The organism is Bradyrhizobium sp. 521_C7_N1_3 (assembly GCF_052075975.1).
GTDB lineage: Bacteria > Pseudomonadota > Alphaproteobacteria > Rhizobiales > Xanthobacteraceae > Bradyrhizobium > Bradyrhizobium japonicum.
The window spans coordinates 527,980-543,135 of the sequence record NZ_CP197232.1; the positions used below are offsets into that span (position 1 = coordinate 527,980).

General features: G+C 64.5%; 13 protein-coding genes. 8 read left to right on the forward strand and 5 right to left on the reverse strand.

From position 1 onward, the window contains the following. Positions 1–12 precede the first annotated feature (12 nt). On the reverse strand, positions 13–429 hold the full coding sequence (locus AB7008_RS02460) for a response regulator (RefSeq protein ID WP_248881048.1): 417 nt from the start codon (positions 427–429) through the stop codon (positions 13–15). Positions 430–633: 204 nt separating this feature from the next. Beyond that, positions 634–1,359 (reverse strand): GntR family transcriptional regulator, encoded by a 726-nt coding sequence (locus AB7008_RS02465; protein WP_304492375.1) that lies wholly within the window; start codon positions 1,357–1,359, stop codon positions 634–636. A gap of 95 nt (positions 1,360–1,454) precedes the next feature. On the opposite strand from AB7008_RS02465, the gene AB7008_RS02470 reads away from it, so the two are divergent. The 6 genes from AB7008_RS02470 to AB7008_RS02495 all read left to right on the forward strand — a co-directional run bounded on the left by AB7008_RS02470 (position 1,455) and on the right by AB7008_RS02495 (position 7,834). Further along, positions 1,455–2,474 (forward strand): ABC transporter substrate-binding protein, encoded by a 1,020-nt coding sequence (locus tag AB7008_RS02470; protein WP_038936699.1) that lies wholly within the window; start codon positions 1,455–1,457, stop codon positions 2,472–2,474. Then, complete coding sequence (locus AB7008_RS02475; protein ID WP_441258372.1) at positions 2,474–3,235, forward strand: ABC transporter ATP-binding protein; 762 nt, start codon at positions 2,474–2,476, stop codon at positions 3,233–3,235. Before AB7008_RS02470 ends, AB7008_RS02475 begins: the two co-directional genes overlap by 1 nt. 11 nt (positions 3,236–3,246) lie before the next feature. Further along, entirely contained in the window at positions 3,247–4,110 is an 864-nt protein-coding gene (locus AB7008_RS02480; protein WP_441258373.1) for an ABC transporter permease, read from the forward strand. Then, entirely contained in the window at positions 4,107–5,846 is a 1,740-nt protein-coding gene (gene araD, locus AB7008_RS02485) for an L-arabinonate dehydratase (protein WP_441258374.1), read from the forward strand. The genes AB7008_RS02480 and araD overlap by 4 nt, the downstream gene beginning before the upstream one ends. 102 nt (positions 5,847–5,948) lie before the next feature. Next, positions 5,949–6,668 carry a ribonuclease activity regulator RraA gene (locus tag AB7008_RS02490; RefSeq protein WP_264621734.1) on the forward strand — a complete coding sequence of 240 codons (720 nt, stop codon included), beginning with the start codon at positions 5,949–5,951 and terminating at the stop codon, positions 6,666–6,668. 74 nt (positions 6,669–6,742) lie between these two features. Then, positions 6,743–7,834, forward strand: coding sequence for an SMP-30/gluconolactonase/LRE family protein (locus tag AB7008_RS02495; protein WP_304492379.1), 1,092 nt, complete (start codon positions 6,743–6,745; stop codon positions 7,832–7,834). Positions 7,835–8,056: 222 nt separating this feature from the next. Here AB7008_RS02495 and AB7008_RS02500 read toward each other — a convergent pair whose 3' ends face one another. After that, positions 8,057–10,162 carry a S9 family peptidase gene (locus tag AB7008_RS02500; RefSeq protein ID WP_441258375.1) on the reverse strand — a complete coding sequence of 702 codons (2,106 nt, stop codon included), beginning with the start codon at positions 10,160–10,162 and terminating at the stop codon, positions 8,057–8,059. Positions 10,163–10,317: 155 nt separating this feature from the next. Between AB7008_RS02500 and AB7008_RS02505 the strand changes: the two genes are divergently transcribed. After that, the gene (locus AB7008_RS02505) at positions 10,318–11,754 is read left to right on the forward strand and encodes an MBOAT family O-acyltransferase (protein ID WP_304492381.1); all 1,437 of its coding nucleotides are present in this window, start codon (positions 10,318–10,320) and stop codon (positions 11,752–11,754) included. Further along, a complete protein-coding gene (locus tag AB7008_RS02510) occupies positions 11,754–12,857 on the forward strand; it encodes a hypothetical protein (protein ID WP_441258376.1) in 1,104 nt (367 codons plus the stop codon). Before AB7008_RS02505 ends, AB7008_RS02510 begins: the two co-directional genes overlap by 1 nt. A gap of 174 nt (positions 12,858–13,031) precedes the next feature. Here AB7008_RS02510 and AB7008_RS02515 read toward each other — a convergent pair whose 3' ends face one another. Together AB7008_RS02515 and AB7008_RS02520 are read right to left on the reverse strand one after the other, a co-directional pair. Beyond that, the gene (locus tag AB7008_RS02515; RefSeq protein WP_441258377.1) at positions 13,032–14,219 is read right to left on the reverse strand and encodes a pyridoxal-phosphate-dependent aminotransferase family protein; all 1,188 of its coding nucleotides are present in this window, start codon (positions 14,217–14,219) and stop codon (positions 13,032–13,034) included. A 164-nt stretch (positions 14,220–14,383) separates the two neighbouring features. Further along, the gene (locus tag AB7008_RS02520) at positions 14,384–15,109 is read right to left on the reverse strand and encodes a thermonuclease family protein (protein ID WP_304492383.1); all 726 of its coding nucleotides are present in this window, start codon (positions 15,107–15,109) and stop codon (positions 14,384–14,386) included. Positions 15,110–15,156: the final 47 nt, after the last annotated feature.

Below are 15,156 nucleotides of genomic sequence, written 5' to 3' on the forward strand. Positions count from 1 at the left end.
TGGATCACCCCGTCATCGACTGCCGGAGCCGACATTAGCTTGCGGCGCTGATGTGAGGCAGCCGTCGACAGCGGCGAGCAGGGCGTCCGGCCGGAACGGCTTCTGCAGACTTGCGGCCGCGCCGAGCTTGGTCGCCATCTTCAGAAAGTCCGGCTCAGCATAGGCGTCCGGGGTGACGGCGCGGCGGCCGGAAATGACGATGATCGGAAGGGCCGGCTGCAGCACGCGGATGTGGCGCATCGTCTCCAGTCCGTCCATGCCGGGCATGAATATATCGAGGAACAGGAGGTCGAACTGGCTCGTCTCGAACCGGGCAAGTCCCTCGTAGCCATCGCCGGCGACCGTGACGTGATGACCCGCTCTCTCCAGGATCAGCCGGATAGTGAGCTGCACGGCCGGGTCGTCATCCACAATCAGGATGTTGGCCACGTATGAAACCCTCCGGGCCGGATGGGACGTCCAGCGGCCCCAAATCAAAGCATCAAATGCGAAATTGTTGCGCGGATTCCGTCCAGCCTGCAAGCACTTCGCGGCCGAGACCTTGTCCGCCTCGCGCGATTCCGGCGAGGTCGGCCATATGCCTGCTTACGTGCACATGAAGTCCCTGACGCGCGCCCGGCTCGTGTCGCGCGCCTAATCGGTCAGGTATTCGGGATGGTGGCTCCGGATCCTGTCGAGCTCGCTCAGCGTGCCCGACAGGTGCTTGCGCAGATGCTGTTGCGCGGCATCGGCCTCTCCGGCCTCGATCGAGCGCGTGATCAGCTTGTGGTGGCGGACGATGTTCTGGGCCTTGCCGGGCGAGGGCAAATGCAGCCGGCGCAGCCGGTCGATATGCCCGCTGCGGCTGCGCACCAGCGTCCACAGGTCTTGCTTTCCGGCGGCGGCGTAGAGCTGAGCGTGGAAGTCGTTGTCGGCGGCCATGAAGGCCTCGAAGTCGCCGGCCTTGGCAAATTGTTGTTGTAGCGCGATGGCATGATCCAGGCGGCCCACGAGCGCCGCGCCCCTGCCGGCGGCGAGCAGGCGGACAATCTCCAGTTCCAGTGCCTGACGCAGGAAATGGGCCTGCTCGGCGCGGCTGATATCGATCCGGCTGACGACAGTTGCGTGTTGCGGAAACACGTCGACCAGACCCTCTTCCTCGAGTCGCATCAGCGCATCGCGCACCGGTGTCGAGCTGACGCCGAACTGGCCGGCAAGCTCGGCGCGCGACAGGGGCGCGCCCGGCGGCAGTTCCAGGGCGATGATCGCATTGCGCAGCCGCTCGAACACCTGCGGCGCGGCCTGGCGGGCGCGGTCGAGCCGGGCGGCACGTCTCGAAGCGGTTTTTGCCGCGCGCGGCGCGGTATGGGTTGCTTCCATGGCGGGTCCCGCAGGCTTGCCTTTGATGCACTAATATATTAGTGCATCAGCAGGGTCAACGCAGTGCGACGCGCACCCGGAGGAAACACACAACAATGATCAAGCATCTTCGTAGCAAGCTTGCGGCTGCCGCCCTGATCGCCGCAACCGTCCTGCCGGCATCCGCGGCGCATGCGCAGCAGAAATCCGAGATCTCGCTGTCGCGCCAGCCCGGCATTTTCTACATGCCGAGCCACATCATGGAAAAGCAGAAGCTGATCGAGAAGCACGCAGCTTCGCTCGGTGTACCCGGCGTCACCACCAAATGGGTGACCTTTTCCGGCGGCGGCGCGCAGACCGATGCGCTGCTCGCCGGCGGCGTCGACATCCTCAACACCGGCACCGGCAATCTCCTGCTGCTGTGGGACCGCACCCGCGGCGGCGTGAAGGGCATCGTCGCGACCTCGGCGCAGCCGATGACGTTGATCAGCCGCGACGCCAACATCAAGTCGATCAAGGATTTTGGTCCGAGCGACAAGATCGCGGTGCCGACGGTGAAGGTTTCCACGCAGGCGATCGTGCTCCAGATCGCGGCCGCCGAGGCCTTCGGCGCCGACCAATGGTCGAAGCTGGACGCGAACACCGTGCAGCTTGGCCATCCCGACGCCTATGCGGCGCTGTCCAATCCCAAGCACGAGGTGCACACCCACTTCTCGATCCCGCCTTTCACCTTCCTCGAGCTGAAGAACGTGCCGGGCGCGCATGTCGTGCTGAACTCGCCGGACGTGATGGGCGGTCCGCTGAGCCAGGCCCAGTTCTTCACCACGACGAAATTCGCCGACGCCAATCCGAAGATCATCCAGGCGGTGCGCGATGCCACCAAGGAGGCGCAGGATCTGATCCGCAGCGACACCAAGCAGGCGGTCGAGATCTACAAGGAGATCACGGGCGACAAGACCTCGGTGGAAGAGCTGCTCGATCTCCTGAAGGAGCCCGGCATGATGGAATGGAATCTCCAGCCGCAGGGCACGATGAAGTTCGCAGCCCATCTGTTCAGGACCGGCACGCTGAAGAACCAGCCCAAGGCCTGGACCGACTATTATCTCCCCGTCGCGCACGATCTGAAAGGCAACTGATGGCGCTGCTCGACGTCAACGGGGTGACGCTGCGCTACAAGACCTCCAGCGCGGTCGTCACCGCCACCGAAAGGGTCAGCTTCACTGTCGACAGGTCCGACCGCTTCGTGCTGCTCGGGCCGTCCGGCTGCGGCAAGTCGACCCTGCTCAAGGCCGTCGGCGGCTACATGACGCCGAGCGAGGGCCGCATGAGCATCAACGATCGCGAGATCCATGGTCCGGGCGCCGACCGCATGATGATCTTCCAGGAGTTCGACCAGCTCCTGCCCTGGAAGAGCGTGCTCGCCAATGTGATGTTTCCGCTGCTGACCGCGCGAAAGCTGTCGCGCAAGAACGCCGAGGCGAAGGCGCGGGCCTATATCGAGAAGGTCGGTCTCACCCGCGTCGTCGATGCCTATCCGCACACGCTGTCCGGCGGCATGAAGCAGCGCGTCGCGATCGCGCGCGGCATGGCGATGGAGCCCGATATCCTGCTGATGGACGAGCCTTTCGCCGCGCTCGACGCGCTGACGCGGCGCACCTGCCAGGACGAGCTGCTTGCGCTCTGGAACGAGACCAAGTTCACGGTGCTGTTCGTGACGCATTCGATCGCGGAAGCGATCCGCATCGGCAACCGCATCCTGCTGCTGTCGCCGCATCCCGGCCGCGTCAAGGCCGAGGTGGTCGATGTCGACAAGGTCTCGAATGGCGACGGCAGCGCCGGCCGGCTGGAGAAGGAGATCCACGATCTCCTGTTCGCGGCCGAAGCCACGGCGCACTAGGGGAGCCTCTCATGGGCGAAGCGAGAATATTGCTGCGTAACGCGTCGGTCGCCGCGACCGGCGGTGCGGGCGAGGTCGAGCGCAAGCTGAGCGTGCCGGAGCTGTTGTGGAACGACGGCTTTGTCCGCAAGAGTGTGATCATCCTGTTCCTCGCGGCCGTCTGGGAGGCCTACGGAGTCTTTCTCGACAATCCCCTGCTGTTTCCAACGCTTCACGATACGATCGCTACGCTGTACGACCGCGTGAAAGACGGCACCATTCCGATGCGCGCCTGGACCTCGCTGAAGGTGCTGTTCATGGGCTATTCGGCCGGCATCGTGCTGGCCGCGATCTTTACCGTGCTCGCCATCTCGACGCGGATCGGCACCGATTTCCTCGAAACGGTCACGGCGATGTTCAACCCGTTGCCGGCGATCGCGCTGTTGCCGCTCGCCTTGATCTGGTTCGGCCTCGGCAACGGCAGTCTCGTCTTCGTGCTGATCCATTCGGTGCTGTGGCCGGTCGCGCTCAACACCCATTCCGGTTTCAAGAGCGTGTCCAACACGCTGCGCATGGTCGGGCGCAATTACGGCCTGCGCGGGCTGCCTTATGTGGCCAAGATCCTCATTCCCGCCGCCTTCGGCTCGATCCTCACCGGCCTGAAGATCGGCTGGGCCTTCGCCTGGCGCACGCTGATCGCGGCCGAGCTGGTGTTCGGCGTGTCCTCGGGGCAGGGCGGGCTCGGCTGGTTCATCTTCGAGAACCGCAATCTCCTCGACATACCCGCAGTGTTCGCGGGCCTCTTGACCGTGATCATCATCGGGCTTTTTGTCGAGAACCTGATCTTCCGCGCCATCGAGCGGAATACGGTCCAGAAATGGGGCACCCAATCATGACCAAGAAGAAAATCACGCCCGACCAGCTCCGCAGCGCGCGCTGGTTCGCGCCCGACGACCTCCGCTCGTTCGGCCACCGTTCCCGCACCATGCAGATGGGCTACGCCCCCGAGGAGTGGAAGGACCGCCCGATCATCGCGATCCTCAACACCTGGTCGGACGCGCAGCCCTGCCACATGCACTTCAAGTCGCGCGTCGACGACGTCAAGCGCGGCATCCTGATGGCCGGCGGCCTGCCGATCGAGCTGCCGGCGCTGTCGCTGTCGGAATCGCTCTTGAAGCCGACCACGATGCTCTACCGCAACCTTCTGGCGATGGACGCCGAGGAGCTGCTGCGCAGCCATCCCGTCGACGGCGTGGTGCTGATGGGCGGCTGCGACAAGACCACCCCGGCGCTGCTCTTGGGCGCGACCTCGATGAACATCCCGGCGATCTATCTGCCGGCGGGACCGATGCTGCGCGGCAACTGGAAGGGCAAGACGCTCGGCTCCGGCTCCGACGGCTGGAAATACTGGGACGAGCGGCGCGCCGGTAAGATTTCCGACAAGGACTGGCTCGATATCGAAGCCGGCATTGCGCGCAGCTACGGCACCTGCATGACCATGGGCACCGCCTCGACCATGACGGCGATTGCGGAAGCGATCGGCATGATGCTGCCCGGCGCCTCCTCGATTCCGGCCGCCGACGCCAACCACATCCGGATGGCCTCTGAATGCGGCCGCCGTATCGTCGAGATGGTGTGGGAGGATTTGACGCCGAAGACGATCCAGACCCGAAAAGCCTTCGAGAATGCCATTGCAGTGGCCATGGCCATGGGGTGCTCGACCAATGCGATCATCCATCTGATCGCGCAGGCTCGCCGCGCCGGCCAGGACATCGGCCTCGACGATTTCGAGAAGGCGAGCCGCAAGGTGCCCGTGATCGCCAATGTCCGTCCGAGCGGCGATGCCTATCTGATGGAGGACTTCTTCTATGCCGGCGGGTTGCCGGCGCTGATGGGCCAGATCAAGCCGCATCTGCATCTCGACTGCATCACCGTCACCGGCCAGACCCTCGGCGAAAACATCGACGGCGCCGAAGTGCACAATGCCGATGTCATCCGCTCAGTCGACAATCCCATCTACAAGGAGGGTGCGCTCGCCGTGCTCAAGGGCAATCTCGCGCCCGACGGCTGCGTCATAAAACCCTCCGCCTGCGCGCCGCGTTTCCTCAAGCATACGGGACCCGCGCTGGTGTTCGACGACTATCCCGCGATGAAGAAGGCGGTCGACGATCCCAACCTGGACGTCACCGAGGATCACATCCTCATCCTGCGCAATGCGGGGCCGCAGGGCGGGCCGGGCATGCCGGAATGGGGCATGCTGCCGATCCCGACCAAGCTCGTGAAGCAGGGTGTGCGCGACATGGTGCGGATCTCGGACGCGCGCATGAGCGGCACCAGCTACGGCGCCTGCATTCTGCACGTCTCGCCGGAGTCGTACATCGGCGGCCCGCTGGCGCTGGTGCAGAACGGCGATCGCATCACGCTCGACGTCGCCGCGCGCACCATCAATCTCGATGTGAGCGAAGCCGAGCTCGAAAAACGCCGCGCCGCCTGGAAGCAGCCCGAGCGCCGCTTCGAGCGCGGCTATGGCTGGATGTTCACCAAACACATCAAACAGGCCAATGACGGCTGTGACTTCGACTTCCTGGAGACCGATTTCGGCGCGCCGATCGGCGAGCCGTCCATCTACTGATGTCCCCGTCATTCCGGGGCGCGAAGCGAACCCGGAACCTCGAGATTCCGGGTTCACTCGCTAACGCGAGTGCCCCGGAATGACGACAAGAGAGAGCATGACATGACCAAACTTTCCGAAGCCACCCGCAACAAGCTCAAATCCGTCTCCACCGCCACCGTCGCCACCGCGCTGTTCAAGCGCGGCCTGCGCATCCAGATGATCCAGGACGTGCACCCGCTCGGCGCCGACCAGCCGACCATGGTCGGCGAGGCCTTCACGCTGCGCTACATGCCGGCGCGCGAGGACCTCAACACCATCGACGTCTTCAAGGACCGCTCGCATCCGCAGCGCAAGGCGATCGAGGATTGTCCACCCGGCAGCGTGCTGGTGATGGACAGCCGCAAGGACGCGCGCGCGGCCTCGGCCGGCGCGATCCTGGTGACGCGGTTGATGAAGCGCGGCGTTGCCGGCGTCGTTACCGACGGCGGCTTTCGCGATTCCGCCGAGATCGCCAAGCTCGGCATCCCCGCCTATCATCATCGACCCTCGGCGCCGACGAACCTCACGCTGCACCAGGCGATCGAGATCAACGTACCGATCGGCTGCGGCGATGCGCCGGTTTTCCCGGGTGACGTCATTCTCGGCGACAGCGACGGGGTCATCGTGATCCCCGCGCATCTCGCTGACGAGATCGCCAACGAAACCTTTGAGATGACCGCGTTCGAGGACTTCGTCACCGAGGAGGTCGGCAAGGGCCGCGGCATCTTCGGTCTCTATCCCGCCACCGATCCGCAGACGCTCACCGATTTCGCGGAATGGCGGAAGAAGAACGGCCGCTAGGCCGAAGCTAAGTCACGTCAAGAAACGAGCCGGCGCATCAAGCGCCGGCCTTTTATCGAGCAGGGAGGATACTTATGAATTTCACGCGACGTAGTCTCATGGCCGGCGCCGGTGCGGCGGCGGCTTCCGCACTTCTGGCCCGCGCCGCCGGTGCCCAGTCGTTTCCGTTCACGCCCAACCAGCGCTACCCCGATCCCGCCATCCAGATCCTCGATCCCGGCTTTGGAAAATACCGGCTCTATTCCTCGACGGTCGAGCAGGTCGCGACCGGCATGCGCTGGGCCGAAGGCCCGGCCTATTTCCCGGAGGGCGGTTATCTCCTGTTCTCGGACATTCCCAACAACCGGATCATGAAGTTCGACGAGAAGACCGGGCAGACCAGCGTGTTCCGCGCCAACGCCAACTATGCCAACGGCAATGCGCGCGACCGCCAGGGCCGCCTCGTCACCTGCGAGCACTCCGTGACCCGCCGCATCACCCGCACCGAGAAGGACGGCAAGATCACGGTGCTCGCCGACAAGTTCGAGGGCAAGCGGCTGAACGCGCCGAACGACATCGTGGTGAAGTCCGACGACAGCATCTGGTTCACCGATCCCTTGTTCGGCATCAACGGCGAGTGGGAAGGCAAGAAGGAGAAGGCCGAGCAGGCCACCACCAACGTCTACCGCATTGCCAAGGACGGCAAGATCAGCGCCGTCCTTACCGACCTCGTCAATCCGAACGGCCTTGCCTTCTCGCCGGACGAGAAGAAGCTCTACATCGTCGAATGGAAGGGCACGCCCAACCGCAGCATCTGGAGCTACAATGTCGGCGACGACGGTGCCTTGAGCGGCAAGACCAAGCTGATCGACGCCGCCGACCAGGCCTCGCTCGACGGTTTTCGCGTCGACCGCGACGGCAATCTCTGGTGCGGCTGGGGCTCCAACGGCGCGCTGCAATCCGAGCCCACCGATGTCGGCGGCCGCAGGGTGTTTCAGCTCAGGGGCAAGTCCGAGGATCTCGACGGCGTGATGGTGTTCAACCCTGAAGGCAAGCCGCTCGCCTTCATCAAGCTGCCGGAACGCTGCGCCAATCTCTGCTTCGGCGGTCCGAAGAACAACCGGCTGTACATGGCGAGCAGCCATTCGGTGTACGCGCTGTACGTCGAGGCGCACGGGGCGGTGTGAGAGAGAAGTGACAGACTAAGCTTCCGTAGGGTGGGCAAAGCGAAGCGTGCCCACCGCTCGCGTCACAATCGCAGAAAGATGGTGGGCACGGCGCGACGCGCCTTTGCCCACCCTACAAGACTGCCGGCCCGTAGCCCGGATGGAGCGCAGCGCAATCCGGGAACAGTCTTGCCGTCCGCACGAACCCCGGATTTCGCTGCGCTCCATCCGGGCTACAAGGGGCTACACCCCGGCCTCCGCCATCCCGGCCGCCCACAGCGCGAACGCGTAGACGATCGCGACTTCGTCCAGCCGGTCAAACCGCCCCGATGCGCCGCCGTGGCCGGCGCCCATGTTGGTGCGGAGTAACACCGGGCCGCCGCCGCTCATGGTCGCGCGCAGGCGCGCGATCCACTTCGCCGGCTCCCAGTAGGTCACGCGCGGATCGGTCAAGCCGCCCATCGCCAGGATCGCCGGATAGTCCTTCGCCGCGACGTTGTCATAAGGCGAGTAGGACAGGATGGTGCGAAAATCCTTCTCGCACTCGATCGGGTTGCCCCATTCCGGCCACTCCGGCGGCGTCAGCGGCAGCGTGTCGTCGAGCATGGTGTTGAGCACGTCGACGAACGGCACTTCGGCGACGATGCCGGCGAACAGCTCGCCGGCGCGGTTTGCCACCGCGCCCATCAGCATGCCGCCCGCCGAGCCGCCATGGCCGACGATGCGTTTTGCGCTGGTGTATTTCGCATCGATCAGCGCCCGGGCGCTGGCGGCAAAATCGTCGAACGAGTTGGTCTTCTTCTCGCGCTTGCCGTCGAGATACCAGCCCCAGCCCTTGTCGGCGCCGCCGCGGATATGGGCGATGGCGTAGACGAAACCGCGGTCGACCAGCGACAGCCGATTGGCGTTGAACGAGGCCGGCATCGCCATGCCGTAGGAGCCATAGCCGTAGAGCAGCAGCGGCGCCGAGCCGTCGAGCTTCAGCCCGCGGCGATGGAGGATCGAGACCGGCACCTCGGCGCCGTCAAGCGCCTTCGCCATGATGCGCGTCGTGACATAGTCGGCCGCATCGTGGCCGGACGGAATCTCCTGGCGCTTGCGCAAGGTGCGCGTGCGCTTGACCATGTCGTAATCATAGACTTCCGACGGCGTCGTCATCGACGAATAGGAGAAGCGCAAATTCGTCGTTTCGAATTCGTAGGAGCCCATTGTATCAAGTGAATAGGCCGCCTCGTCGAAGGCGATCGCGTGCTCCTCGCTCGTCTTGAGATCGCGGATCACGATCGACGGCAGCGCATTGGCGCGCTCCAGCCGCACCAGATGGCCGGCATAGAGATCGAGGTCGATGATGTAGATGCCGGGACGATACGGGATCAGGTCGCGCCAGTTCTTGCGCTCGGTTGCGCCAAGCGGCGTGGTGACGATCTTGAAGTCGATGGCGTCGTCGGCATTGGTGAGGATGAAGAGTTCGTCGCCGCGGTCGGCGAGCGAATATTGCACGCCGTCCTCGCGCGCCGCGACCAGCCGCGGCGGCGCTTCGGGGTGGGCGAGGTCGATCAGCCGCTGCTCCGAGGTCTCGTGATCGCCGCCCGCGATCACGCAGAAGCGGCCGCTGGTGCTCTCGTGCAGATGGGTGAACCAGCCGGAATCCTGCTCCTCATAGACGAGCGTGTCGTCGGCCTGTTTGGTACCGAGCCTGTGCCGCCACACCTGCATCGGGCGATGGTTGTCGTCGAGCTTCACATAGAAGAAGCTCTTGCAGTCCTTGCTCCAGACGACGCCGCCGTCGGTCTCCTCGACCAAATCGTCAAGATCCTTGCCCGTGGCCCAGTCGCGGACGCGGATCGAAAAATACTCCGAGCCCTTGGTGTCCGCGCTCCAGGCCTGCAGCTTGTGATCGTTCGAGTGGCGGCTGCCGCCGAACTTGAAATATTTGTGGTCCTTTGCGAGCGCATCGCCGTCGAGCACGATCTGGCCCTCACCACCGTCGCGCGGCATGCGGCCGAACAGCTCGTGCTGGCCGCCCTCGCGAAACCTGCGGAAATAGGCGAACGGGCCGTCGGGCGAGGGCACGCTGGAATCGTCCTCCTTGATCCGTCCGCGCATCTCGCGCACCAGCGTCTTCTGAAGTGACGAGGTGTGGCCGAGCAGGCTCTCGGTGTAGCCGTTCTCTTCATCGAGATATTTGCGGATGTCGGGATCGAGCACGGCGGGATCGCGCAGCACCTCCTGCCATTTCTCGTCCTTCAGCCAGGCATAATCGTCGGTCACGGTGATGCCGTGCCGCCTGAAGGAATGCGGCCGGCGCGGGGCGACGGGGGGCTGGGAAGGTGTCTTGGCCTGGGTCACTCGGTCCTCATTCAACTGCGTGTTCCACCTTATATCGTCCCGATTCCGCGAATTGCCAGCGCCGCTGCGCCAAGGACTGCGCCAAGTCGCCGGGTTGTTGACCGGCCCCTTGTATGCTTTAGGGGCGATACCCCCGCCGCCGCCGGTCCAGCCTGATGCTGTTCAATTCCTACCCGTTCATCCTGCTGTTCCTGCCGGCCGTGTTGGCCGGCTATTTCTGGCTCGGGCGGCGCAGCAATCTGGCGCCAGTGATCTGGCTGGCGCTGGCCTCGCTCGCCTTCTACGCCATCGGCAGCTGGCAGTTCTTGGCCCTGCTGCTGACCTCGATCGCCTTCAACTACGGCGTCGGCCATCTCCTGATCGCGGCGAAGCTCGCCCCCATACACCGAAAGGCGGCGCTCGCGCTCGGCGTCGTCGGTGACCTCCTCGTGCTCGGTATCTTCAAATATGCCGGCTTCGTCGCCGAGAACATCAATGCGCTGGCCGGCACGCATGTCGCGGTCCACATCCTGCTGCCGGTCGGCATCTCCTTCTACACCTTCACCCAGATCGCGTTCCTGGTGGATGCGTATCGTGGCCAGGTCGCGCGTTATGCCTTGCCGCACTATGCGCTGTTCGTAACATACTTTCCGCATCTGATCGCGGGGCCGATCCTCCACCACAAGGACATGATCCCGCAATTCGAGCGGAAGGAGACCAAGTATCCGGACGCGCACCTGATCCTGTGCGGCATCGTCATCTTCGCGATCGGCCTGTTCAAGAAGACCTGCCTTGCCGACGGCATCCAGCCCCTGGTGGCGCTCGCCTTCGAGGCGCGCTCGCCGAGCTTTGATCAGGCCTGGTGTGGTGCGCTCGCCTACACGTTCCAGCTCTATTTCGACTTCTCCGGCTACTCCGATATGGCGATCGGGATATCGCTGATGTTCGGCATCTTCCTGCCGGTGAATTTCAACTCGCCCTACAAGGCCACCAGCATCGTCGAATTCTGGCGCCGCTGGCACATGACGTTGTCGCAATTCCTGCGCGACTATCTCTACATCTCGCTCGGCGGCAATCGCCGCGGCCGCGTGCCGCGCTACGTCAATCTGACGATTACAATGCTGCTCGGCGGGCTCTGGCACGGCGCGGCCTGGACTTTTGTCGCCTGGGGCGCGCTGCATGGCGCTTATCTCTGCGTCAATCACGCCTTCAACGCGCTGGTGCCCAACGTCCCGACATTGCTCGTGCGCCCGGTCCGCATCGTCGGAGCCGTGCTGACATTCCTCGCCGTCGTCGTGGGCTGGGTTTTCTTCCGCGCCGAGAGCGTTACTTGGGCGCTGCGCGTCCTCCACGCGATGGCCGATCCGTCGAATATCGTCCTCGGCCGCGAGGAGATCGCCGCATTGGTTCTGGTGTCGATCTACGCCGCGCTGGTGTGGCTGGCGCCGAACACGCAAGCAATCATGGGATACGATCACGACAATCGCGGGGTCGGCGAGGCCCTGCCGGCAGGGCGGATGCGGCCGGTGTTTCTCTACGGCGCGTCGCTGGTGCTCGCTCTCGGGATTCTCGGCATCCAGAGCCACAGCGAATTCATCTATTTCCGGTTCTGATGCGGGGCAATTTCACACATCTGAGGCGCCTTCTGCTTGCCAGCATCGCCTGCGTGCTGGGCGCGGCGGCGCTCACCTATCTCGTCGATCCCCTGCAACTTTTTCGCCCGTCGCGGCTGGCCTACTATTCCGACGACACGCGCGTGCAGAATGCCGGGCTGATCCGCAGCCAGTCGTTCGACACCGCCTTCATGGGCACCTCGCTCGCGATCCATTTCCGCCAGAGCGACATCGATCGCGCGCTCGGCGTCCACTCGCTCAAGCTGGCAATGACCGGGTCCAATTCGCGCCAGCAGGGCTTTGTGCTGGAGCGGGCGATCGAGCGCGGTGCCCGGCGCGTGATCTGGGCGATGGACGATTTTATCTTTGTCGATGCAGCCGATATCGAGGCCGATCCTTATCTCTCCGTCGACCTCTATCGCCAGACAGCGAAGGGCATCGCGTCCTATCTGTTCAGCGCCGCGATGGCGAAGGAATCCCTGTTCGCGCTGCTGCGGTCGATCCCGCCGCTGCAGCAGAAGCTGACGCTGGCGGCGCCGTTTCTCCCCGTCAAGTTCGCGCTGCCTGACGTTGACGACATCTACGCGCTGCCGCGCGATTTCGACGTCGAGCGTGACTACAATGCGAAGAAGACGCTTGCCTCGTTCGCGTACATCACGAGCCCCGTGCGCAGCCGCTTCCTCGGCGAAGGCTACGGTTACGACGCCATGCTCCGGCATTTCGAACGCGACGCCGTCGGCTTGATCACGCGTCATCCGGACGTGACCTTCGACATCTACCTCCCGCCCTACTCGATCCTGCAGTTCGTGGCGATGCGCGATGCCTCGCCTGCGACGCTGAAGATCGTCACCGACCTCACCGCGCGCATCGCCGAGCAGCTGACGCAGCTTCCGAATGTGCATCTGTACGATTTCCGCGCGATCAGGGAGGTGACGCACGATCTCGGCAATTACAGCGACGTCATCCACCATTCGCCGGCGGTGGACGCGATGGTGCTGAAATGGCTGGCGAGCGAGGAGTATCGGGTCGATCCCGAGGCGGCGCTAAAATCGCTCGAAGAGCTCAAGTCGCAGATCGAGGCGTATCGCGTGCCGCGGCCGTAACCAAACACTCCGCTGTCGTCCCGGACAAGCGAAGCGCAGATCCGGGACCCATAACCACAGGGAGGAGTTTGGCGAAGACTCGTAGTGGAAAGGCCTTGGGTACTGCGCCGCGCCTTATCGACAGATCGCGCGGTATGGGTCCCTGCTTTCGCAGGGACGACGGCGGAGCCCGCCTTACACCGCCACCTGCTCGCCGAGATACGCGACCGCGGCTTCCAGCCCGCCCTTGCCGTGCGGGATCTTCAGCGCATTCAGGGCGATCTCGATCACCCCCAAGGTGCCGAGCAGCATCGGCGCATTGACGTGGCCCATATGGGCGATGCGGAAGGCTTGTCCGGAGAGATCGCCGATGCCGGTGCCGAGCACGACGCCGCACTTGTCCTTGCAATAGCGCTGCAGCAGCGCCGGATCGTGGCCGTTGCTCATGGTCACCGTGGTCACAGTGTTGGAGCGCTCGCTCGCCTCCGCGACGTTGAAGCCGAGCACCTGGCCTTCCGACCAGGCGGCGACGGCGCGGCGCGCGGCTTCGCCGAGCAGGCTGTGGCGGCGGAATGCGTTCTCCAGCCCTTCCTCCTGCAGCAGGTCGATCGCCTGGCGCAGCGCGAACAACAGATGCACCGGCGCGGTGCCGGCATATTTGCGATAATTCTCGCTGCCCTCGCGCTCGCTCCAGCTCCAATAGGGCGTCGACATGTTGGCCTTTTTCTGCACCTCGAGCGCGCGCGCGTTCGCCGCGACGAAGCCGAGGCCGGGCGGCGTCATCAGGCCCTTCTGCGAGCCGGACATCGCGACATCGATGCCCCATTTGTCCATCTCGAACGGCATGCAGCCGAGCGAAGCGACGGTGTCCACCATATACAGTGCGGGATGGCCGCTGGCCTTGATCGCCTTGCCGATCGCCTCGATGTCGTTCTGCACGCCCGAGGCCGTGTCGACCTGGACGACGACGACGGCCTTGATGGTGTGCTCCTTGTCGCGGCGCAGGCGCTCTTCGACCTCGTGCGGCCGCACCGCGCGGCGCCAGTCGCCCTTGAGCACCTCGACCTCGGCGCCCATCAGGGCGGCGGCGTTGCCCCAGCCGATCGCGAAGCGCCCACTCTCCAGCACCAGCACCTTGTCGCCGCGCGACAGCACGTTGCTCAGCGCGGCTTCCCAGGCGCCATGGCCGTTGGCGATGTAGATGTAGGACTTGCCCTTGGTCGCGAACAGCTTGGAGATGTCTGCGAGAAGTGTATCGGTCAGCTCGTGCATCTCTTTGGAGTAGATGTCGATCGCCGGACGATGCATCGCCTGCAGCACCTCGTCGGGCATCGTGGTGGGCCCGGGGATGGCCAGAAATTCCCGGCCCGCGCGAACGGTCATTGCTGTTGGTCCTTGTTGCTTGAGAACAGGCTGGTGGGTCGCTGACTCACGTTCTACGCGCCGCGGAAGCCCAAGAAAAGCACGCAAAACGCAGGTCTGGGGTGGTTTTTGTTTCGAGCATGGTCTTGTCGGAAAACCGCCTCACACTTTTCCGGACCATGCGCTCATCTCTTGGTCTCGCGGCAGCCGGCGGCTTCGGCCTCTTCCACCGAGCAGAACCAGCGGGTGCCCTTGCTGATCTTCATCTTGATCTGGGTGTACCAGCGGCTGGTCGGCTGGTGATAGATGCACTCGCCGGCGGTGTTGACGTTGCCCTTGATGGTGCAGTCCGGCGACGGCGCGACCGGACCGGAGGCCGAGGCGAGCAGCACCGCATGCGCGCCCTCGGGCGGCTTGGTGGCGCCCAGGATGGTGGTCTTCTTGTTGCGGACGCGCCAGTCCCACGGCGCGATGAAGGCGCCCTGCCACATGCCGGCCTTTGCCTCGCGCGCGGCGGCCTCGTCGGGTTCGTAGTCGCGAGAGACGCGGGTGTAGGCGAGTGCCCAGCCGCTGCGCACCAGCCATTTCTGGATGTCCTCGCCGCCGACCTCGCAGCGCGCCACGGTGCGGCCGCGCCGGTCGATCGCGCGGGCGTGGCAGACCCAGCTCTTGCCTTCGGTGTATTTGGCGAGCTCGTCGCGCGCCGCGATGCCGCAGGTCCAGCGCTCGGTTTTCGTATTGAGGCAGAGCTGGTCGACTGCGGGTGCGTCGATGCCGCCGAGCCGGATCCGCGTGTTCCCGATCAGGACGGAATCGCCGGCGCGGACCTTTGCGGTCCCGGTGATGTCAGCGGCCTCGGCCAGCGAGGGGATGGCGAGCAAAGACAGCGCAATCAGGAATTTTCGCAACATGCCGGTCCGCGCGTGATGAAAATGTCGATAGACCCGGCAATTGTGGT